Raw genomic sequence first — 21,728 nt, 5'->3', positions numbered from 1 at the left:
ATGATCGAAAACAGACAATTTTTAACCCCAGAAGAATCCGCAGATGTGGACGCTGCCCTCTTGACTTCTCCCGAAAAATTCCTGACTCGTTTAACGATTTCTTCCCTACGCTTATTAAAAATCATCGCCGAGGATACGGGAGTAACCCTAGAAGAACTAACCCATAAACAGGTCATTCAATGGCTAGAAAAAGATAGTAAACTGCGTCGGGAACAGGGGATCGAAGCGGCAGTGCTGAAATGGTAAATAAACTCTTAAAAAATTAGCTAACCCTGACAATTTATGCTAGTTTTTAGCTATAAAGTTACTGGAGTTACAACAATGACAATTACCCTAAAAGTGCCTAGTATTGCCTGTGAAGGTTGCGGTAATACCATTACTAAAGCGATTAACAATCAGCAACCAGCAGCCCAAATATCGGTGGATGTAGCCAATAAAATCGTCACGGTAGAAACCACCGCATCCCGCGCAGAAATTGCCCAATGGATCAGCGAAGTCGGCCATACTGTTGAGTCTGGGAGTGAGGGTTGACATCCTCCCCCTTTAAAAATAGACCTCTGGTAAAAATCAAGGGTAGTTCTATTTTTGTGTTGATCAGATTAGTTTGACTCCCAAGCTTTCTAGTTGTTGGTTTATCCAAGCGGTTGCCGTTTCTTCCTCGGTTTCTATCGCTTTTTCTACTCCTATTTTAGGAATTTCTAAGAGTTGTTTGAATTTTTGCTTTTAAAGCACTCTTAGAGTAAATGTGCGATCGCTTTCAAAAGTTCTGTTAATTTATTTTTCCATCAGTATAGCGCAAAATACGTCTGATAGCATTTACAATGAGGCATATATAATCTGTGCTGATTCTAAAATGTTTTTACATCTTAGCCAGTTATCACTCCGTTTGAGTGCTGCTTTCACAATTAAATCTACTTTTCGATCAAAAATTGCTTGCAGTTCATCGCGCATTTGTAGGGTTTCGGTTAAACCTCGTTTAGCAGTTGGGGAAAAGGTAATTAAAATATCAATATCGCTATCTGAACGGAAATCTTCGCGTAAAACTGAACCAAATAATGCCAACTCGGTGACTTGCCACTTTTGACAAAATCCTTTAATTTGTTCCATTGGTAGATTTATTTTTGTGTTCATCAGATTAGGTTTACTCTCAAGCTTTCTAGTTGTTGGTTTATCCAAGCGGTGGCCGTTTCTTCATCGGTTTCTGTTGAATTTCCGTCTATTGACATGGTTTTCAAGTGCTTGAATAAAGATTTAATAGGGGAGCATTCTAACTTGAAAAGTTCACCAATTTCGCTCTAATAAATGTTCCTTTACAGCGTTTCTTCGATAGATGAGGTACGTTCTTGCGACTGAAATCCTTATTTACAAGTGTGAGTTGCTGATAGTTTTACATGACAGGTTCGGAAGAACCTATTTTATATATTTATTGCGTATTGTTAAGAAGCGTGTGAGATTGCCCTGGTCATGAGAAAATTTTTCTTTACACCTATCCCATCCTTAAATTATAAGTAAGGAAAAACATTTTTGGAGGACAATTGCAATGATCAACCCATCAAAAAAACTTATCCATTGTGGGGGGGGGATAAAAACAACCTATCGTTTCTCTCTCGTGAAAAACTTGTTCTAGGGAGCGCGATTATCGGCGGTATTTTCTGCCTAGCTACAACCGCATCGGCGGCTACCTTCGAGACTACACCTTTTCAAATCCTGACGGTAAATTCCGAAACCCCAGCTGCGATTAATAAAGTTTTTTCTAGCATCCTTGTTAGTGGAGTTCTCTACAAGGCCGAGGTGTCTGGAGTGTTTACACCCGACTTCGCCTTCGGTCAGAGAGGCGAATTTTGGGATGTGGACGCTCGCTTCGTAAGCCGAGATAATTTCGCAACTGTTAACGATACTGATCCGAATTTCTTTAATTTCGATTTTGGTTTGTTCTCGACAGCTTTAGGCGGCGATGACGATGATTTCTGGGGAACTTATCAAGCTTCTGGCGTTTATTCCTACGAGTTTTTCGGTACGGGAAGTGCTATAGATTTCTACGTGAATGATATAGGCGCAGCCAGTGGCTTTGACAACCAGGGGACTTTTACGGTAAGACTCTTTCGCGAAGCGGTGGGTACACCGGAGCCATCTGGAGCGATCGGTTTAAGCCTATTAGGACTTGGTTTCGTCGCCGCTCGCTGGAAGCGGAAGTAACGAACCAAAGGACGGATTAGTATTATTCAATCCATCTCGGCTCGACTTAAGCGATCGCACTAGGACACTCGATCGATCTGCACATATACTAACCCATCCCGCACCTGCACCGGGTACGCTGGCAAAGGCAGATCGGCAACGGTCAAACATTCCCCCGTATCGAGACGGTACTGAAAATGATGGTGAGAACAAGTAGGGATATTATGGGTAAACGTTCCTGTAACCAGGGTTTGACTAATTCGTCATAGCGGAGAAGTCCGTAGATCACTTCGTCAGTCAGGGTGCTTTTTAAGGCAGGTAGGGCTTGACGATTTGAAATGACAGATTAACCTCGTTAGCGCCTCGCGATGGGGGGATTCGATCACTCTTTTGATTCCGATCGCCACTAACTGATGATGATCTTCCCAAGTTGAGAGATGCAGCCATGCTCGCTCCTTAGCAACGACTGATTAGCTCAATACCAATTAGTAAAGCGTGCAAGTCAGCCATAATCGTTTACTCTCCTAAATTGGCAACTTCAAAAAGTTCGTGGACGGTGCAAAAACTCTGATTGTATCTAGGTTTTACTTTTTCCTTGTTACTTTTTCCTTTTTACTTGGCATCAATTGTCCGTGACTCAATATCTGTAATAATCTAATACAGCCCTTGTAAACCTTCTTTAAGCTCTGGGTTTTCGTCTTGATCGAGATGCACAAAATCGCCCTTAGATGAGAATTAGTTTACAAAAATTTACATTTGGAGATAAGGAGCAATGAGTCAAGTTTCCGGTACAGATGTTCCCGATTTGGGTCGTCGTCAATTTATGAACCTGTTGACCTTTGGTACAATTACCGGAGTAGCAGCGGGGGCTTTGTATCCGATTGTTAAGTATTTTATTCCCCCCTCGGCCGGTGGTACGGGTGGCGGTGTCACCGCTAAAGATGCCCTAGGCAATGATGTGATTGTCAGTCAATTTCTGACCAGCCATAACGCTGGCGATCGCACATTAGCCCAAGGCTTAAAAGGCGACCCCACCTATTTAGTCGTCCAAGAGGACAAAACCCTGGCCAACTACGGAATTAACGCCGTCTGTACCCACTTAGGTTGTGTGGTGCCTTGGAATGCCAGCGAAGAAAAATTCATGTGTCCTTGCCACGGTTCCCAGTACAATGCCGAAGGAAAAGTAGTTCGCGGTCCAGCGCCTCTATCCTTAGCCCTCGCCCATGCCAACGTCACCGATAATGATAAAGTCGTCTTCTCCACTTGGACGGAAACCGACTTCCGCACCGGCGAAGAACCCTGGTGGTCCTAGATTGTTCAATGTGACGAGATTTGGAATTATTTAACCGATAGAGATGAGAACATTCAACTTTTTAAGCTTCCCGCAAGTCCACAGACAGGCCCTAGTGAAAGCCGTCCTCGTGGCGATCGCTACCGTTTCCCTACTCCTAACCAGCGATGTCATTAACCCCCAATCTGCCCAAGCATATCCTTTTTGGGCGCAACAAACCGCCCCGGAAACCCCCAGAGAAGCAACAGGTCGGATTGTCTGCGCGAACTGCCATTTAGCCCAAAAACCCGCCGAAATTGAAATCCCCCACTCGGTATTACCCGATAGCGTCTTTGAAGCAGTGGTAAAAATCCCCTACGATCCCGCCAGTCAACAGGTGTTAGGAGACGGATCGAAGGGGGGTTTAAACGTCGGTGCAGTCTTAATGCTACCGGATGGTTTTAAAATCGCGCCCCCCGATCGCATTCCCGAAGAAATGCAGGAAAAACTCGGTGGAGTCTATTTCCAATCCTACAAAGAAGGTCAAGATAACGTGGTTATCGTCGGCCCCTTACCCGGGGATCAATACAAAGAGATCGTTTTCCCCGTCCTGGCCCCCGATCCTAGCCAAAATAAAGGTATTCACTTCGGTAAATATGCTGTGCATTTAGGGGCCAATCGTGGTCGCGGTCAAGTGTACCCCACCGGTGAACCGAGCAATAATAACGCTTTCAAAGCTTCTACCGCAGGTACAATTAGCCAGATCAGCAAAACCGAAGCCGGTGGTTATGAAGTCACCATCACTTCCGAAGCTGGCCCCGTGGTGGAAAATATTCCCGCAGGTCCTGAGTTAATCGTCTCGGAAGGTCAAGCCATCGAAGTGGGACAATTTTTAACCAGTAACCCCAATGTTGGCGGTTTTGGTCAAAAAGAGACGGAAGTTGTCCTGCAAAATCCCGGCCGGATCAAAGGATTGGTTTTATTCCTCGGTGGTATTATGCTCTGCCAAATCCTCTTAGTTATTAAGAAAAAACAAGTGGAAACAGTACAAGCGGCCGAAATGAATTTCTAATCGCAATATTTCGGTTATTTTTGCTAGAAAGCGGGTTATTTGCCCGCTTTTTAGCTTTGGGTCGGGAAAACGCTCACCCCTCGCTGCCGTCTGATACAATCGGTTCAACTTAACCGATAAGTGTCAATTTTTATGAATCAGTCGCTTGTTCCAGTCATTCTCGCCGGTGGTAAAGGGGAACGTTTTTGGCCCCTCAGTCGTCTAGCGCGTCCGAAACAGTTTCTCTGTCTTGATGGTAGTGGTCGCAGTCTTTTACAAGCAACGGCCGATCGTCTATTATCTTTAGGGGCAGGTTGGGAAAATCTCTGGGTAATTACCGCTAGTGCGATCGCTGATGGTGTCCGCGAACAACTGCCCGATTTACCGGAGAGTAACCTATTAGTGGAACCGGTGGGCAAGGATACAGCCCCGGCTGTGACTTGGGCTACCTTAGAAGTGGCAAAACGTTATGGTAAGGAAGTGGCAATCGGTTTTTTTCCTGCCGATCATTATATTGGTAATCAAGAGGCTTATATTAACACTTTAAAAGCGGCCGTAGAAGTGGCCGTCAGCCAAAAAGCGATCGTTACTTTAGGGATTAAACCCGATTATCCCTCCACCGGTTACGGTTATATCGAACAGGGAGAAAATCAGGGCGAATTTAATGGTTTACCCGTCTATAAAGTGAGTCGTTTTACGGAAAAACCCGATCGCACCACGGCCGAAAAATTCCTAGAAACGGGACTTTTTAGCTGGAATAGCGGAATGTTTATCTTTCAGGGACAAGTGGTTTTAGAGGAGCTAAAAACCCACGCTAATAATATTTTACAACCTCTGATCGATCAGGGCATCGCTGCCTATGAGGATTTAGAGAAAAAAAGTATCGATTATGCTTTGATGGAAAAAACCCAACTCGCTTACGTTTTACCCGCTAATTTCGGTTGGGATGATCTGGGAGATTGGAATTCTCTGGAAAGATTACTAGAAGCAAAGGGCAAAAATATTGAACTGGCCAATCATGTCGGTTTGGATACGGAAGGCTCTATTATCTATGCTAGTGATGAGGAGGAAGTGATCGTTACTATTGGTTTAAAAGATCTGGTAATTGTTCGCGACGGTAAAGCGACTCTCGTTGTCCACAAAGATCGTACCCAAGATATTAAACAAGTTCTCAAGCAATTACAAACCGATCCCAAATTAGAGAAATTGTTATAGGATTGATATTAGTTACCAGCTTTTTCGGTAATCAGTAAACAGTAATCAGTGAAAAGACAGTAGGAAAGCTCTATTTAATACTGCTAACTTAAAACTCAAATCTGATCACTGATAACTTACCCACTGATAACTGATAACTGAAAGGGGTACATCTCATTTTTGTAAATCTACTAAGTTGGGATTTTTTAAGGGAAACTCTCTACTAAAATCGGGCGTTACTTTCGGTTTTATCGCTCAATCCAAGCTTTTGGGGGGTTCTACCCCCCAAACCCCCCGTCGGGGGACGAAGCGCCTCCCCCGAACCCCCTGCGCATTAGTTTTTTTGTGGGATGCTTACACGCAGCTGCTGATATATCTGTAATAATTTAAGAGTCACTGATAATTGCTGATTATCGGTATTTCTGCAAATGTGGGATGCAGCCATCGATAAGTACCTAACTTACCCACTGATAAACTGATAACTAATAACTGATCACTGATCACTGATAACTAATAACTAATAACTAATAACTAATAACTAATAACTAATAACTGATAACTGATAACTGATCACTGATAACTTCCCCACTGATAACTGATAACTGATAACTGATAATACCGTGTTCTCACTCCCCCAAACCAGTCAAAGACAAAAAGAAATCCTTGAGATAGTTCTCGGCAACGGTTGGGACTATATGCGCGGGGTTTTAACCCTAGGAAAAACAGAAAATCCCCAGATTCCCACCCCAGAAGTTCTCAAAAAAATCCTTGTGGAATTGGGGCCTTTTTACGTCAAATTGGGACAGTTACTTAGTACCCGTCCCGATCTGCTACCTGCTAATTATATCGAGGCTTTAACTGCCCTACAAGCGCAAGTTCCTCCCGTTGCTTGGACAGATATAGAAATAGTCATCACCGAACAGTTAGCAAAACCGATCGAACAGGTATTTAAATATATTAATCCCCAACCGATCGCCGCAGGATCGATCGGGCAAATTCATCGGGCAACTTTATTATCTGGGGAGGAAGTAGCGATTAAAGTCTTGCGTCCGGGTATCGAAAAAATTGTCGCCCAAGATAGTGCCTTAATTAAGGGAATTGCTGATTTAGTTGCCCTAACAGAATTTGGTCAAAGTTATGACGTTGTTAACTTAGCAGAGGAGTTTATTAAAGCAGTCAATGCGGAATTAGATTTCACCCAAGAAGGTCATTATACTGACCAATTGCGCTATAATTTAACCCAGAGTCGGTGGTCAGAACCCAAACAGTTAGTTATTCCTAAAATTTATTGGGACTTAACTAATTCCAAGCTATTAGTGTTAGAATGGTTAGAAGGAAAACAAATTTTAGAGGCCGATGTTTCTAGACCGCCAACTGAGCAAGCAATTTCCCAAAGAAAAAGTGAAATAACTAGAATTTTGTTTCGGTCATTTTTTCAACAAATTTATATTGATGGCTTCTTTCATGCCGATCCTCACCCAGGTAATATTTTCTATCTTGACGATGGTAGAGTAGCTTTAATTGACTGTGGTATGGTGGGCAGATTAGACCCGCAAACTCAACAAATTTTAACAGAATTGTTATTAGCAATTGTTGACTTAGATGCGAAAAGATGCAGTCAACTAACTATTAAACTGTCCGAGTCAGTAGTTCCGATTACTTTAGTACAATTAGAGGTGGATTATGAGCGGATGCTGCGAAAATATTATAACCTCAATTTAAATCAAATTAACTTTAGTGAGGTGGTTTATGAACTTTTGCAAATTGCCCGTCGCAATAGAATTAAACTTCCGGGTAATTTAGGTTTATTCGCCAAAAGTCTCGCCAATTTAGAAGGAACTGCCCGAAAATTTAATCCTGATATTAATATCCTGGAAGAAGTCAAACCGCTATTAACTAATATTCTTGAACAACAGTTAATCGGTAGCACTCCCCTACAAACTGCCCTAAGAACAGTTTTAGACTTGAAATCTTTTTCCCTGAAATATCCCCGTCAAATCGAAGTTTTACTAGATGGTTTAACCTCGGAAACTTTAAATGTTAATCTGAAAATTCGCGACTTAGATAATCTCCGTCGCAGTTTAGATAATTCCGCCAATCGACTAGCTTTTAGTGTGATTATTGGCTCCTTAATTATCGGGGCCGCCATTGTCACAGCCAGCACCCAATCTCGGCAATTAACTATTATTAGTACCGTATTATTTGCTACAGCTAGTTTTATCGGTTTATGGTTAGTTGTCGGTATCCTGCGATCAGGAAGATTGCGCTAGAAATTCTCACCATTAAATTAAGATTTGTTGTTGTAAAAATTTCGCCCACCGACTGGCCAATTCAACTTCAGTAAAAGGAATTTTTTCAGGCGATCGCTCCTTAAAAATAAATTCTAGAAAAGGGGAACCCTGCGGGGGAAGAGCATCTAAATCCACCACTTGATTATTAACTAACAAACGGATTTCTTTGACCTCCTCTAGGGAAAAAGTTTGTAAATTGATCACTCCCTTACGAGTTGGTTTTCCCCAAGTGATAATTTTATCTTTTTGACCTAAGACAGAATATATATCATACTTAGCTCGCTCGAAGTTTTCCGCCCATTGTCGATAGATTTCCACTTTTTGGTATTCATTCCAACCACTCCAAGCCAACCAAATAAACAGAATTAATAAAGGTGTCCACAATAAACCGCGTTCCATAAACTATCGCCCCAAAATCCTGGTCAATTAATCGTATTTTAGGCTAATTTGCAGCCAGTAATTATCAGCCGTCGGCCTTTTTTCCCCACTTCCCAACCCGAAACGGTCAAACCCTTTGCTAATTTTTGGCTTTTTACTTGCTATAATCGAGTGTCGAATTTGAGTAGGAGACGGGAGAAAATGGCCGATTGGCAGGAAATAGAGGGGGGGATCACGGCCCCAAAAGGATTTAAATCCGCAGGGATGGCCGCGGGGCTAAAACCGTCCGGTTTGCCCGATTTAGCCCTAATTGTCTCGGAAACAGAAGCGATCGCCGCAGGAGTCTTTACCACCAGTCAAGTGCGGGCCGCTTGCGTCGATTATTGCCGTCAACGCCTACAAACTAAAGCCAGCGCCAGGGCGATTTTGTGTAATGCTGGCCAAGCAAACGCCGCCACGGGGGAAGCCGGATGGCAAGACGCTCTCGATAGTGCCGCCGCCTTGAGCCAAGTTTTAGGGATTCCCGCCGATGCAATTTTGCTGGCTTCTACGGGAGTGATCGGGCAACGGATTCGCATGGATGCGTTAACCGCCGCTTTACCGACCTTAGCAGGTTTATTGTCGGAAAATGGTGGCGAAAGCACGGCCCGGGCGATTATGACCACGGATCTAGTCCCCAAATCGATCGCCTTGCAAACCACTATCGATGGTCGTCCGGTCACAATTGGGGGAATTGCCAAGGGATCGGGGATGATTCACCCGAATATGGCGACGATGCTCTCCTTTATTACCTGTGATGCCGCAGTATCGACGGTTCTCTGGCAAAATATGTTAAGTCGGGCGGCTAATAAAAGTTTTAATCAGATTACGGTGGATGGGGACACCAGTACCAATGACAGTCTGATCGCCTTGGCTAACGGTCAATCGCGCACCACGGCGATCACAGAAATGGGCCGGGATGCCCAAAAGTTAGAGGCCATGTTAACGGAAGTTTGTCAATACTTGGCTAAAGCGATCGCCCGGGATGGGGAAGGAGCCACCTGTTTAATAGAAGTGCGGGTTTCGGGGGCGGCCGATGATCAGTCCGCTCGTCAGATTGCTCGCACCATTGCCGGTTCTTCCTTAGTAAAATCGGCGGTTTTCGGTCGGGATCCCAACTGGGGACGAATTGCGGCGGCCGCGGGCCGGGCCGGGGTTGTCTTCCATCAAGAAGACCTGCAAATTAAGTTAGGCGACTTCGTGATGATGGAAAATGGCCAACCTCTGGCGTTCGATCGAGCTAGTGCCAGTAATTACCTGAAAGCGGCAGCAAGCGGGGCTTATTTACGAGAAGATACCGTTTTAATGTCTATCTGTATCGGTAACGGTTCAGGAACAGGTACGGCCTGGGGTTGCGATCTTAGTTACGATTACGTCAAAATTAACGCCGAGTACACCACTTAGGGTTTGCTGAAAAAGCTTTTCCTAGGGGCAGGGTGTGGGGTGTGGGGTGTGGGGTTTTACCTATTTTCAGGTGGTCAGTTACCTAATTTTCAGGGAAAAAGTCCAGGGATTTTCCCCCCGATCCCCGCAACGGCTGGCACTTTTTGAGGGAAAAAAAGTCTAAAAGTCTGATCCAACAAGGTTTTTAGATTTATTCAGCAAGCCCTACTTAAAGCGATCGATTCTCTAAACAGGCTCTCTTGTCCTTGCTGGATTGTAGCCCAACAGCTTGATCAAAGGTTGACGTTAGGCTCTAGTCTATACCGACAATCTCGATGATCGATCCTGTTGATTACACAGCAGCCGAGAGAGCCGATTACTCGATTAACAGATAAACTTTAATGGTTGGATTGTAAGTAGCTGGTTATAATTAAATTAAAAATGGATTTTAGGTTCGATCCCCCCTGCCCCCCTTGATAAGGGGGGTGCCGATAGGCGGGGGGATCTGACAACTTTTAACGCCTACCTACTTACTTCTTTTCAACCAACCTCGAAAACAGTTTTGTCAGTCCCTCAGTCCCTTGGCAAAATCCATCTATTGGCGGGGAAAACGCTGCATGGTTCCGAAAAAATCACCACGAATTCCTTTAGAATTGCACCAGATCAAGGCTCACGAGTTTTATCAAAAACGGCTGGCATCGGGTAAAGAAGGCAATGAGATAGATGACTGGCAGCAAGCGAAAGAATATTTTAGCCAACATCCCAGAGCGATTCTTGCTTGGAATCTAAAGATGCCCTATCGCGGGGGAAAAAGGCTAATTAAAAGATTGTTGCTATCGCTCCAGTCTCTTGTCAGAGTTGCTTGGAAACTGCTAATCTTTCCCTTCTGGCTATTTCAGCAAATACCGGGACTTTTTGCCCGTGAAGACAAAGACAGCCGCACCTTTGCCATTGAGGTGGTCAAAACGATTATTTCTGCCCTGGGATTAATTGCTACCCTTTCGGCAGGAATCGGGCTTTTTGTCAATTATCTCAATTCTCAAGCGGAAAGGCAACTGATTCAGGAACGTCTGATTACCGAGCGCTTCTCGAAAGCTGTCGAGCAAATCGGTAATCCTAAAGAGGAGGTGGTAATTGGCGGCATTTATTCCCTAGAGCGAATTGCCAAAGATTCTCCCAAGGATCAATGGACAATTATGGAAGTCCTGACTTCCTACATTCGTAAAAATTCCCCCATTCCCTCGAATATTGAACAACTGGAGCCAGAGGAAAGACAGGAGGCCCTAGAAAAGCTCCCTTCCGTGAGTATTCCAGTTCAGGCCGCTTTAACGGTAATCGGCCGGCGTAAAGTTGAGAATGACCAAGCTGGGGATAATTTGGCTGAAACAAATGACTCTAATAAAATTAAAATTCTTGATTTAAGTCGGACAAATTTGAGGGAAGCCAACCTCAACCGAGCCATCCTCAACGGAGCCATCCTCAACGGAGCCTACCTCAACGGAGCCATCCTCAACGGAGCCAACCTCTACGGAGCCCACCTCAACGGAGCCTACCTCTTCGGAGCCAACCTCTACGGAGCCCACCTCAACGGAGCCTACCTCTTCGGAGCCAACCTCTACGGAGCCAACCTCAACGGAGCCGACCTCTACGGAGCCGACCTCTACGGAGCCCACCTCTTCGGAGCCCACCTCAACGGAGCCGACCTCAACGGAGCCAACCTCAACGGAGCCAACCTCAACCGAGCCGTGGGTCTTAATCCAGAACAAATTAAATCGGCCTGCTCTTGGGAAAAAGCAATATACACGCAGGCCAAGTGGGATTTTGATAAACAATTATGGGTGGCTGAGGACTGGAAAGCCAATCAACGAGAAATCGAGAAACTCAAAAGGGACAAAAACTCAGATCCGCCAAATCCGATCAATTGTAATACTAAATACTTTAATTAGGGTTGGCTGAATAAATCTAAAAACCTTGTTGGGTAAGACTTTTGGTTCTTCGGTTTGTCTTAGGCAAACCGAAGAAACGTGTAACTCAACAAATAAAAATATTAAGTAGTCGTGCAAAATAAATTTCCTAGTGAAGATAGGCAAGAGGCAAGAGGCAAAAGCTTTATCGAAATGTGTAATTAATTTTGCTTAGGTACTTATTGATCTTAGATCAAGATGAAGGAATAGCTCCCAATGATCCAGCCGCTCTTCTCGATTAGATTTAAACAACGAAACCCAACACTAATAAAGGTGTGTTACTACGGTAACGAAGCTTTTACCTATCAGTCTTTGCTTATCCATTTCAGGCTCAGATCAGTTAGAATTGAGAAGTTATCAGCCTAGAAATTCGTTTTATCCTCGCGCTCATAATAAAATGTAGAACAAGCTTCTAGTTTGTCAGGGATAAAATATCTGTACTTTGTTAATTCTCTATGTACCCTATAATGACCATTAAGCCTTAAACTAGGAGAAAAACTGATGAAAAAATTGATCCAATTACATATTGAAAAGCTACCCGAAGGAGTCTATTTAGCAACCTCCGATGACTTACAGGGATTAGTTGCACAAGGGAAAACCCTTCAAGAAACCCTAGAAATTGCCAGAGATGTCACTCATCAATTAATCGAAGCTAAAAAACAACGCAATCAAATTGATAATTTAAAAGATATAGAAGATGATTTTTACTACCCCTTAGTTGTCTAAACAGATTAAAAACTGATTATTTATTTCCCCTTTTGCCTCTTGCCTCTCTTCATAAGTAGCCTATGCTCGACGGATTTAGTATAAATCATCAAACACACTGCGAAAATGATATTTCGCCACATAAGTTATGCCAAAATATAAAAGTGATCGCTAAAATTGATTAAATTTATTTAATATGATAGCAAATCCGCTTTTAATACCATGATTAACTACCAAGTTATGGATTGTTTCTCTCTTCTCCCAGTTCCCCGCTCCGGCACTCCCCACTCTCCTCCACTTTTTAAACAGGATTTGCTATTAGACCCCTAATTTCTTCCCTGCCTAAAATTTCTCAATTTTTCGGAATAAATTTGAGTACCAAAATCAGGGTAAATAATCCAAATATAAACTTAATAAAGTTTTAATAGACATTTAAGCCCTAATAGATCAATCTTACTTTTTTTAAAGCCGATATGCTGCCTCGATAATCCTTTTAAGACTTGAAAACTGGCTATTCTGTCAGGGCTTACCCGTGAGAGGGGTCAATTTTCAAGGATAATTTGTAACAGAGTGTTGAAAATTCCTTTAATCTTAGTTATGAGCGATCGCCCACCAGAACTAACCCTAGCCGACCAGGCCCCTGCCAACTACGAATGTCGCTCCTGCGGCTACGTTTACGACCCCAGCAAGGGAGATAGTAAAACCAACACTCCCGCTGGAACCCCCTTCGAGGAATTGCCAGAAACGTGGCGCTGTCCCGTGTGTGGTGTGCGTCGTTCCCAATTTATCAACATTGGAGCTAAAGATGCTCCTTCGGGATTCCAAGAAAATCTTAGCTATGGTTTTGGAGTCAACCGTCTCACTCCCGCACAAAAAAATATTTTGATTTTCGGGGCTTTAGCGCTAGGATTTGTTTTCTTTATTAGTTTATATGGTTTAAACTAACTCAAGCACTCATTATCTTTAATCCAACGGCTCTTATGAGCCTGTAAACCATGGGCTACAAACCCTAATCCGTCCCGATTTCTTGACCAATACCTCTGAACCATTGATGAGAAAACTGAAACAATTCGTAATAGTTCTAGCTGTAGCCTTTTTCTGCTTTAGCTGTAGTAATGTGCCATCCCTGAGCAATAGTCCTTGGCAAATTCTCACCCTCGACACCGACTCGACTTTTGCCGATATCGCCTTTACCAGCGACCTGCAGCACGGTTGGTTAGTGGGAACCAAATCTACCCTCTTTGAAACCAGCGATGGGGGGGACAGTTGGCAGCAAAAAGTCCTCAACCTTGGTGACGAAAAAGTTAGCTTTAGCGCCGTCAGTTTCCACAACCAAGAGGGTTGGATTGTCGGTAAACCCTCGATTCTTCTCCATAGCGAAGACGGGGGCAGCAGCTGGTCCCGTATCCCCTTAAGTGAAAAATTACCCGGTTCCCCCTACGGAATTATCGCTCTGAACGACAAAACCGCCGAAATGGTCACGGATTTAGGCGCTATCTACCGCACCAAAGACGGAGGCAAAACTTGGCAAGCTTTAGTGGAAGGTGCTGTGGGTGTGGCCCGGACAATTGTTCGTTCCCATGATGGTAAATATGTGGCCGTTTCCGCACGCGGGAACTTTTATTCCACCTGGGAACCGGGGTCAACAGAATGGCAACCCCACAATCGTCTTTCCTCCCGCCGTTTACAAAAAGTCGGTTATGGTGAGAAAGGGGAACTGTGGGCCCTGGCCCGGGGTGGTCAACTACAATTTACTAGCCCCAATGATCTCGATACATGGGAAGATAAGGTATTCCCCGAGTTTTCCACCAGTTGGGGACTTTTAGACCTCAACTACCGCACCCCCGAAGAAATTTGGGTCGCTGGTGGTAGCGGCAATCTCTTGGTCAGTGATGACGGCGGCCAATCTTGGCAAAAAGATCGCGCGGTGGAAAGTGTCCCCTCCAATCTCTATCGAATTGTTTTTATCAATTCCGACAAAGGTTTTGTCTTGGGACAAGATGGGGTTTTACTGAAATATAATCCCCCCAGCGAACCGGCCTAAAACTTGTCTCAGGGTCAACAAAGTCTCTATTATAGAGATTGAATTTTTCAAGTCCTATCATTCCGAGGAGAACCGTCCATGTCAGGTAGTACCGGCGAACGTCCTTTTGGCGATATCGTTACCAGTATTCGTTACTGGATTATCCATAGCATCACCATCCCCATGCTGTTTATCGCAGGTTGGTTATTCGTGAGTACCGGTTTAGCTTACGATGTTTTTGGCACTCCCCGTCCCGATGAGTATTACACTCAAGAGCGTCAAGAATTACCGATCATTAATGATCGCTTTGAGGCCAAAAATCAAATCGAGCAGTTTAATCAGTAGTTTACTTTAATTAAGGATAAAAACAATGGCTAGTGGTAATCCCAATCAACCCATTTCTTACCCAATTTTCACCGTTCGCTGGTTGGCAGTTCATACCTTAGCTGTCCCCACTGTCTTCTTTATCGGTGCAATTGCGGCAATGCAGTTTATTCAACGCTAGGAGAACAATTATGGAAAGAACACCTAATCCGAATCGGCAAGCCGTCGAGTTAAATCGTACTTCTCTTTACCTAGGTTTACTCCTAGTTGCTGTCTTGGGAATTTTATTTTCCAGCTATTTCTTTAACTAATTAGTCCCGATTTATTGTCATCGCAATTAGGAGGTGTTATTCATGTTCGCAGAAGGTCGTATTCCTTTGTGGTTAGTCGCCACCATCGCCGGTCTAGGCGTTATCGCCGTGGTTGGTCTTTTCTTCTACGGAGCTTACGCCGGTTTAGGTTCCTCTATGTAATTCCATTGCAGGTAATTTCCCCCGGCAAAAGACCGCTAGTTATAGAAATAACTAGCGGTTTTTTCAGTAGGGTTTGCTGAAAAATTTTTTCGTGGGGGCAGGGGGTGTAGAATTTTACCCCACATTCCAGAATAAAAAACAAGGACAAAGAAAATAATAAAAACGGCTCTTCTGGTTTTTGTGTGGAAGAAAGAAGAATAGGGATAATTTGGGCGCACGCAGTTCGATAAACTCACTGACCACGGTGCTCCCCTACCATTGACGCAATCATAAAGGTTACTATACCGGTGTCGGTGATGAGGGCGGTTTTGCCCCTAGTTTAAAGGCTAACGTGGAGGCGGTAGAGTTAATTTTGGCTGGGATTGAAAAAGCCGGTTACAAACCGGGAGAAGATTTTGCCATCGCTCTGGATGCTGCCACTAGCGAACTTTGGCGTGATGGCGGTTACTACGAATTTTTCAAATCCGATCAAAGTCGGAAATCTTGCGAGGAAATGATCGATATGTGGGAAAGTTGGCTGAATCAATACCCAATCGTTTCCCTCGAAGATGGTTTAGGTGAAAAAGATTGGCAGGGTTGGCAAGAATTGACCAAACGATTAGGCGATCGCATTCAACTGGTAGGAGACGATATTTTCTGTACCAATCCGAAAATTATTCAGGAAGTGATCGATCGAGGTGTTGCCAATGCCTCTTTAATTAAAGTCAATCAGATCGGCAGCGTCACGGAAACCCTAGAAGCGATTAAAATCCCTCGTTCTGGCGGTTATAGTGTCTATATTAGCCATCGTTCTGGGGAAACTCCCGATGATTTTATCGCAGATCTCTCCGTTGCAACCTCGGCAGCTCAATTAAAAACTGGCGCTCCCTGTGGTGGTGAACGTCTGGCCAAATATAATCAGTTACTCCGCATCGAGGAAGAATTAGGTGCAGCCGCTCGTTATGCCGGTTGGCAGAATTTCCGCCAATAATCAGGGTTGAAGAGATAGTGAAGAGCCATAAAAGCCGCTTTCTCGATCCCTCCTTGATAGCAAATCGGTTATTTAGGTTCACTTTTTAGCCTCTCAGGGTAAGTCAAAAAATTTTACCCAACCTCTAAACCCGACCCCCTGTCTACTTTTCAGGCTCTCTGTCCCCCCGTGAGGGCAAATGCAAAGCGGCATCCTGCGCTGTCCAACCGACGGGAGTATCTAAGCGCACCTCAAAATGAAGATGGGGGGGAATAATATCCGGTTGTCCGGTGGTGCCAACCGCACCGATAACGTCTCCTGCTCGTACCCGTTGGTCAATTCTCACTGTAACTCTGCTTAAATGGGCATAACGGGTCTGCCGGCGACCTAAATGATTAATTACTACCAAATTACCATAGGCCCCTTCCTGACCCACATAAATCACTAGACCATCTTCGGCGGCTAGAACAGGTGTACCTATTGGTGCAAGAAGATCAATACCACTATGAAAGAGATTTTTCTGTTCCGTGGGGCTTTTCTGCCAACCGTAGGCTAATCCGACAGTGCTGGCCAAGGATAAGGGATAAGAACTCAATCCAGTATAATCCGATCGCTTGCCGGCGGCGGACCAATTGGTGCCGGGGATAAAAACTATTGTCGGCCGGCGACCACAACCGTTAAGCTCAAAGAGTATATCAGCACGAATACCATAGGCCGCTTCTAAATCTCGCCAAGTGGAACCCTTGGGTGCTTCGATGCGAATGCCGTTCATCGGGGGAATAAAGATTTCTTTCCCGACCGGGGCCAAACCATTTTTGAGAATAGTCGGATTGAGTTTAATTATCGTTGCGGGGATGAGAGCGTATTTTTCGGCGATGGAGGCGATCGTTTCTCCCGCTTGGATCTTATGGCGTTGTAACCTTGATAAAATCGGCAGGGGACAAACATTATCGGACCCTTGGGCAAAAATTAATTTTTGATTTAAGCCCAAAAAACCTAGACAAAAAAACAAAATTGTGCTAGTCAAACTTAGCCAACTTTTCTCACTTCTGATTCTCCGACCCATGACCATAAAAAAAGCGATCTCTATAATTACAAAACCCGGAGAATGCTAGGAATACTGTCAATAGCTTCTAAAGACTCTATTGCCGCTAAAGCGTTGCGGAAATTGCCCTCGCGTACATCGTGGGTGACAACGACAATTTCGGCTAAATCACCCCTAATACCAATTTGTACCACGGATTCTAGACTAACCCCATGGTCGCCGAAAGCCATACCTAAATGACCGATTACCCCCGGCACATCGCGACAGAGAAAACGAGCATAAAAACGGGTCGATAAATCCTCCATGGGGGCGATTTGACAATAATGCTGGTGAACACAGCTTAAAAGCGGGTCAAGTTCCTTGGTTTTGCCACTACTTTTTAAAATTCCGACGATATTCATCACATCCGATACTACTGCACTGGCCGTCGGTCCGCCACCAGCACCCGGTCCATAAAACATCACTTGTCCCAAGGGTTCCCCCTCGACCAGAATAGCGTTATAGACTCCGTTAGCATTAGCGAGGGGATGGATTTTCGGTACTAGGGTTGGATGAACCCGCAGCTCTAGAGTATCGGAATCCTCTTTAACCGTATCTTTTGCGATCGCTAATAACTTAATCACAAATCCCAGTCTATCAGCGTAGGCGATATCGACGGCGCTAACTTGCCGGATACCTTCACAGTAAACATCTTCCCTTTTTACCCGACCTCCAAAACCCAGAGAGGCTAAAATAGCGATTTTATCGGCTGCATCGAATCCATCCACGTCCGCAGTGGGATCAGCTTCTGCATAGCCTAATTCCTGAGCTTTGGCCAGAACTTCGCTAAAATCTGCCCCTTTTTGGCTCATTTCCGTGAGAATATAGTTAGTTGTGCCGTTGACAATTCCCATGATGCTGCTGATGCGATTAGCGCCGAGGGATTGTTTTAAGGGTTTAATGACGGGAATTCCACCACCCACGGCCGCTTCTAGGAGGACATAAACCCCCTTTTCGTTGGCCTTGGCGTAGATTTCATCGCCAAAACGGGCAATAACCGCCTTATTTGCCGTAACAACGTGCTTTCCCGATGCGATTGCCTTGAGAATTAAAGAGCGTGCTGGTTCCAAACCCCCCAATAATTCGACAATAATATCAATTTCGGGGTCAGTAACGATCGATTCTAGGTCAGTGGTCAAAAGATGGGGAGAAAGCTCGATTTCTCTCGGTTTATCTAGGGATCTAACTCCCACTCGTCCAATGGTAATCTCTTTGAGTACGGGATGACGACCAAAAGGATCGAGGAGGATTTTCGCTGTTCCCGTCCCCACAACCCCGAAACCGAGTAAACCAATCTTAAAGGTCACGCTTTTGTCTCCTGCTAGTCCGACGCAAAAAATACTAATGGCCAAGCCGTCGCCATTGTCGATTCTATCATTACAAGGTCTTTATCTGTGGGGTTTTCTTTTGCTTCCCTGACACCACTAACACAACTCAAATGGTGGGAGTTAGCCAATTTTCAGCCCGCGAATCGCATAATCTAATAATTCGATAGGATGAATAACGGGTGTATCTTTGCCCTGTAATTGTAGATGTTTTTTAATTTGTAGGGAACAACCCGGATTAGGAGAAGCAATCACCGCGGCCCCAGTATTTAATAAATTGCGTACTTTCTGCTGACCTAATTCATCGGCAGTATCTGGCTGTAGCATATTATAAACTCCGGCACTACCACAACACAAGGCCGCATCGATAGGTTCTTTTAAGTTAATATTGGGGATTTTTTGCAATAATTGCCGTGGCTGCACGGAGATTTTTTGTCCGTGTAAAAGATGACAGGCATCTTGATAAACTAGGGTTAATTCTGTCTCGGTAATCGGGGATAAATCAGCAGTTAACCCCACTGCGGCTAAAAATTCTTGGGCATCGCGTACTTTAGCCACAAACTCCTTAGCCTTATCTTTATATTCAGGATCATCGGCTAAAATATGATGATATTCCTTGAGAGTATGACCACAACCCGCCGCATTGATAATAATATAATCGACCTCGTTTGCTGCGAAACTATCGATCATTTGTCTGGCTAAACTTTGCGCTTGTTTTTCCTGTCCTTGGTGTGCGGGTAAAGCGGCACAACAACCCTGGGTTTTTGGGATAACCACTTCACAACCATTGGCAGTTAAAACCCGCACTGTCGCTTCATTTACCGGCGAGAAAAAGAGTCTCTGCACACAACCTAAAACCACCCCTACCCGATAGCGTTTTTCCGTTTGGGAAGGAATAACATCGGGATAGTTTTTAAACAGAGAATTTAGGGTAATTTTGGGGAGAATTGATTCCATGGCCGCTAGACGGGGAAAGAGCATTTTTAAGATACCCGATTTCCTGACTAGGGTTTGTAATCCCAGGGTTTGATATAACCAGAGGAAGGGTAAAAATAATTTGAGACGGACGGGATAGGGAAAGAGATTAAAAATCAGAAAACGAATAATTTTATCTTTAAAACTGCGGGGTTGATTGCGTTCCACTTGCGGACGAACTGCGGCGATTAATTGATCGTATTGTACTCCTGATGGACAAGTACTAACACAGGCTAAACAACCTAAACAAGTATCAAAATGTTGGCTAGTGGTTTCGTCTAAAACTGCTTCTCCTTTGTTGATGGCATTCATCAGATAAATTCTACCCCGGGGGGAGTCCATTTCTTTGCCAATAACTCGATAACTGGGACAGGTAGAAAGACAAAAACCACAGTGAACACAACTATCGATTAATTCTTGAGCGGGGGGATTATTGGGGTCAAATCCTTGATTTTTTTGGTCGATTAATTCTTGAAAGTTAAGGGAAGATTCGGAGGTTTGCATAATTTTTAATTAGATTTTGTTAAGAAAGCGTTCAGGACTAAAAATACCGTGAGGATCGAATTTAGTTTTTAGGGTTTTCATCATGGTAATCGCGTTACCTGTATAACCCCAAGGTTCAATTTTTTCTTTTAGGGATGGAGGTGCGGTTAACACAGTTAAATAACCCTGATTGGCACTGCATAAAGAGCGAATTTTGTCAAGATTTTCCTCCGATTTTAAGATAACTTTACCCACGCCGCTACTAATATTAATCGAGGCTAGTCCGTTAATTTGGTCGATAACTAGAGCTAAACTGCTGGGTAATAATCCTATTTTGCCGAAAAAATTGCCCTCTTGGTCATAATTATCGATTGTTTTTCGGTATCTTTGCCATAGAGAAATTTCTTCCTCATCCCGATAATAATTAGTCTGACAGTCTAACTGTTGCCCTAAATAACTCACCTGTTGCGATTGTTCGCTAATACTTTCGGGAATGCTTTGAAAACGCAGCAGTAAAGCGACTTTTTCCCCTAATCCTAGTGCTTGCGTCATCCCTGGGTTTAAACATTCAGCCACAGTGGGAGTTAAGGCCGATTGCCGAATAACTTGACTCAATTTGCTAATATTTTCGCTATTTCCAGTGATGATCAGGGTTTCTGAGTTAGCAGTTTCGGGATAGAGTCGCAGGGTAATTTGATCGATAATGCCTAAAGTGCCGTAGGAACCCGTAAATAGCTTCATCATGTCGTATCCCGCTACATTTTTCACCACACGCCCTCCTGCTTTAGCAATCTCGCCATCGTGACGGATAAAGGAGAATCCTAGGATCAGATCCCGGACTCCACCGTATCTTTGCCGCCATGTTCCCGCATCGGCCGTGGCCATAATACCGCCAATCGTGGCATTATGGGCATAACTGGGATCAAGAGGAAGAAATTGACCGCTAGGAGCCAAAAAAGCCTGTAAATCTGCTATTTTAAGCCCAGCTTCCACGGTTATAGTTAAATCTCCCCTAGCGTGGTCAATAATCCGGTTGAGATTTTGGGTACTGACTAAAATATCGGGCGACTCGACTAACCCACCCCAATCTAATTTACTGCCTTGACCGTAGGCCAGTAAAGACAGACGATTTTCGTTGGTAAAACGCACCAGAGAGGATAAAGCGGTTGTATTAGCGGGATAAACTATAATTTCAGGACTTTTGCCCCTAATTGCCCTTGATAATCTTTCTTGTTCCTCTTTTGGCACTTGTGGCCAGGCAATAACCGTCGTGTCGGGGGGTAAAATAGAAGTTATCTGAACAGCGATCGCAGTCATATTTTACAAAAGAATTGAGGAGTGAGGAGTCAGGACTTACCGGCCGATAATGGCGAAGAATGGGGGTAATGCTGGGGCTAATCAGTAATTTTCAGCCTCTATTAATCAGATTACCTTAGTTTGACTCTCCATCTCCGGTGTCGGGCAATTCCAGCCATACTGAGGCACAAAGAAGTCAGCTAATAACTAAGGGACTTGCGTGGGAATAATATCCCAATCGATCGGAGGGCGCAAGCTTTGCGCCCCTACAGTAACGGATTTTGTCCACAATGTAGGGGCGAACTGCGTTCGCCCAAAAGGTACATTATCAAAGCGCAAGTCCCTA

General features: G+C 44.3%; 23 protein-coding genes and 1 pseudogene. 17 read left to right on the top strand and 7 right to left on the bottom strand.

What is annotated here, in order from left to right; translation table 11 throughout:
* Positions 1-246, top strand: a complete 246-nt coding sequence (locus tag IM496_RS13250) for an NDH complex assembly factor CRR9 (RefSeq protein ID WP_002736270.1) — start codon at positions 1-3, stop codon at positions 244-246.
* A 36-nt stretch (positions 247-282) separates the two neighbouring features.
* A complete protein-coding gene (locus tag IM496_RS13245; protein WP_287662172.1) occupies positions 283-531 on the top strand; it encodes a heavy-metal-associated domain-containing protein in 249 nt (82 codons plus the stop codon).
* A gap of 285 nt (positions 532-816) precedes the next feature.
* Here IM496_RS13245 and IM496_RS13240 read toward each other — a convergent pair whose 3' ends face one another.
* The gene (locus IM496_RS13240; RefSeq protein ID WP_016517134.1) at positions 817-1,107 is read right to left on the bottom strand and encodes a nucleotidyltransferase family protein; all 291 of its coding nucleotides are present in this window, start codon (positions 1,105-1,107) and stop codon (positions 817-819) included.
* Positions 1,108-1,800: 693 nt separating this feature from the next.
* Here IM496_RS13240 and IM496_RS13235 point away from each other — a divergent pair.
* Positions 1,801-2,196 carry a PEP-CTERM sorting domain-containing protein gene (locus IM496_RS13235; RefSeq protein WP_287662171.1) on the top strand — a complete coding sequence of 132 codons (396 nt, stop codon included), beginning with the start codon at positions 1,801-1,803 and terminating at the stop codon, positions 2,194-2,196.
* A gap of 59 nt (positions 2,197-2,255) precedes the next feature.
* On the opposite strand, the gene IM496_RS13230 is transcribed toward IM496_RS13235, so the two are convergent.
* Positions 2,256-2,396 carry a Rieske (2Fe-2S) protein gene (locus IM496_RS13230; RefSeq protein ID WP_255348764.1) on the bottom strand — a complete coding sequence of 47 codons (141 nt, stop codon included), beginning with the start codon at positions 2,394-2,396 and terminating at the stop codon, positions 2,256-2,258.
* 551 nt (positions 2,397-2,947) lie between these two features.
* Here IM496_RS13230 and petC point away from each other — a divergent pair.
* The 4 genes from petC to IM496_RS13210 all read left to right on the top strand — a co-directional run bounded on the left by petC (position 2,948) and on the right by IM496_RS13210 (position 7,960).
* Positions 2,948-3,487, top strand: a complete 540-nt coding sequence (gene petC / locus IM496_RS13225) for a cytochrome b6-f complex iron-sulfur subunit (RefSeq protein WP_002781457.1) — start codon at positions 2,948-2,950, stop codon at positions 3,485-3,487.
* A gap of 43 nt (positions 3,488-3,530) precedes the next feature.
* The gene (gene petA, locus IM496_RS13220) at positions 3,531-4,517 is read left to right on the top strand and encodes a cytochrome f (RefSeq protein WP_002754684.1); all 987 of its coding nucleotides are present in this window, start codon (positions 3,531-3,533) and stop codon (positions 4,515-4,517) included.
* Positions 4,518-4,649: 132 nt separating this feature from the next.
* Positions 4,650-5,711 (top strand): mannose-1-phosphate guanylyltransferase, encoded by a 1,062-nt coding sequence (locus IM496_RS13215; RefSeq protein ID WP_287662170.1) that lies wholly within the window; start codon positions 4,650-4,652, stop codon positions 5,709-5,711.
* Positions 5,712-6,310: 599 nt separating this feature from the next.
* Positions 6,311-7,960: an ABC1 kinase family protein gene (locus IM496_RS13210; protein WP_104396606.1), complete on the top strand. Its 1,650-nt coding sequence runs from the start codon at positions 6,311-6,313 to the stop codon at positions 7,958-7,960.
* 12 nt (positions 7,961-7,972) lie between these two features.
* On the opposite strand, the gene IM496_RS13205 is transcribed toward IM496_RS13210, so the two are convergent.
* The gene (locus tag IM496_RS13205; RefSeq protein ID WP_002781465.1) at positions 7,973-8,380 is read right to left on the bottom strand and encodes a hypothetical protein; all 408 of its coding nucleotides are present in this window, start codon (positions 8,378-8,380) and stop codon (positions 7,973-7,975) included.
* A gap of 180 nt (positions 8,381-8,560) precedes the next feature.
* On the opposite strand from IM496_RS13205, the gene argJ reads away from it, so the two are divergent.
* From argJ to eno, 10 genes and pseudogenes are all read left to right on the top strand, one after another.
* Positions 8,561-9,802, top strand: a complete 1,242-nt coding sequence (gene argJ, locus IM496_RS13200; protein ID WP_002759624.1) for a bifunctional ornithine acetyltransferase/N-acetylglutamate synthase — start codon at positions 8,561-8,563, stop codon at positions 9,800-9,802.
* A gap of 596 nt (positions 9,803-10,398) precedes the next feature.
* Positions 10,399-11,727, top strand: a complete 1,329-nt coding sequence (locus IM496_RS13195; protein ID WP_287662168.1) for a pentapeptide repeat-containing protein — start codon at positions 10,399-10,401, stop codon at positions 11,725-11,727.
* Positions 11,728-12,246: 519 nt separating this feature from the next.
* The gene (locus IM496_RS13190; RefSeq protein WP_194015723.1) at positions 12,247-12,471 is read left to right on the top strand and encodes a type II toxin-antitoxin system HicB family antitoxin; all 225 of its coding nucleotides are present in this window, start codon (positions 12,247-12,249) and stop codon (positions 12,469-12,471) included.
* Between the two features lie 576 nt (positions 12,472-13,047).
* A complete protein-coding gene (locus IM496_RS13185) occupies positions 13,048-13,395 on the top strand; it encodes a rubredoxin (protein ID WP_002757647.1) in 348 nt (115 codons plus the stop codon).
* A gap of 106 nt (positions 13,396-13,501) precedes the next feature.
* Positions 13,502-14,494 carry a photosynthesis system II assembly factor Ycf48 gene (locus IM496_RS13180; RefSeq protein ID WP_130758490.1) on the top strand — a complete coding sequence of 331 codons (993 nt, stop codon included), beginning with the start codon at positions 13,502-13,504 and terminating at the stop codon, positions 14,492-14,494.
* A 78-nt stretch (positions 14,495-14,572) separates the two neighbouring features.
* Positions 14,573-14,818 carry a cytochrome b559 subunit alpha gene (psbE, locus tag IM496_RS13175; protein WP_002749269.1) on the top strand — a complete coding sequence of 82 codons (246 nt, stop codon included), beginning with the start codon at positions 14,573-14,575 and terminating at the stop codon, positions 14,816-14,818.
* Between the two features lie 25 nt (positions 14,819-14,843).
* Complete coding sequence (gene psbF / locus IM496_RS13170; RefSeq protein ID WP_002736175.1) at positions 14,844-14,978, top strand: cytochrome b559 subunit beta; 135 nt, start codon at positions 14,844-14,846, stop codon at positions 14,976-14,978.
* A 10-nt stretch (positions 14,979-14,988) separates the two neighbouring features.
* Positions 14,989-15,108 carry a photosystem II reaction center protein PsbL gene (gene psbL, locus IM496_RS13165; protein WP_002735805.1) on the top strand — a complete coding sequence of 40 codons (120 nt, stop codon included), beginning with the start codon at positions 14,989-14,991 and terminating at the stop codon, positions 15,106-15,108.
* A gap of 42 nt (positions 15,109-15,150) precedes the next feature.
* Positions 15,151-15,270 (top strand): photosystem II reaction center protein J, encoded by a 120-nt coding sequence (locus tag IM496_RS13160; protein WP_043995402.1) that lies wholly within the window; start codon positions 15,151-15,153, stop codon positions 15,268-15,270.
* Between the two features lie 280 nt (positions 15,271-15,550).
* Positions 15,551-16,240 (top strand): annotated as a pseudogene (gene eno, locus IM496_RS13155) (phosphopyruvate hydratase); the annotation flags it as partial.
* A gap of 142 nt (positions 16,241-16,382) precedes the next feature.
* Here the strand turns inward: eno and IM496_RS13150 are convergent.
* From IM496_RS13150 to IM496_RS13135, 4 genes are all read right to left on the bottom strand, one after another.
* Positions 16,383-17,291: a LysM peptidoglycan-binding domain-containing M23 family metallopeptidase gene (locus tag IM496_RS13150; RefSeq protein WP_287662165.1), complete on the bottom strand. Its 909-nt coding sequence runs from the start codon at positions 17,289-17,291 to the stop codon at positions 16,383-16,385.
* A gap of 20 nt (positions 17,292-17,311) precedes the next feature.
* Positions 17,312-18,610 carry a homoserine dehydrogenase gene (locus tag IM496_RS13145; RefSeq protein WP_194015721.1) on the bottom strand — a complete coding sequence of 433 codons (1,299 nt, stop codon included), beginning with the start codon at positions 18,608-18,610 and terminating at the stop codon, positions 17,312-17,314.
* Between the two features lie 141 nt (positions 18,611-18,751).
* Positions 18,752-20,107 (bottom strand): (Fe-S)-binding protein, encoded by a 1,356-nt coding sequence (locus IM496_RS13140; RefSeq protein ID WP_287662162.1) that lies wholly within the window; start codon positions 20,105-20,107, stop codon positions 18,752-18,754.
* 9 nt (positions 20,108-20,116) lie between these two features.
* Entirely contained in the window at positions 20,117-21,403 is a 1,287-nt protein-coding gene (locus IM496_RS13135) for an FAD-binding oxidoreductase (protein WP_287662161.1), read from the bottom strand.
* Between the last annotated feature and the right edge of the window lie 325 nt (positions 21,404-21,728).

The organism is Microcystis sp. M049S2, assembly GCF_020245625.1.
In the GTDB taxonomy this organism is placed as follows: Bacteria; Cyanobacteriota; Cyanobacteriia; order Cyanobacteriales; family Microcystaceae; genus Microcystis; species Microcystis ichthyoblabe_A.
Note: the sequence above shows the minus strand (reverse complement) of the source record. Positions and strands in the feature narration are given on the sequence as shown.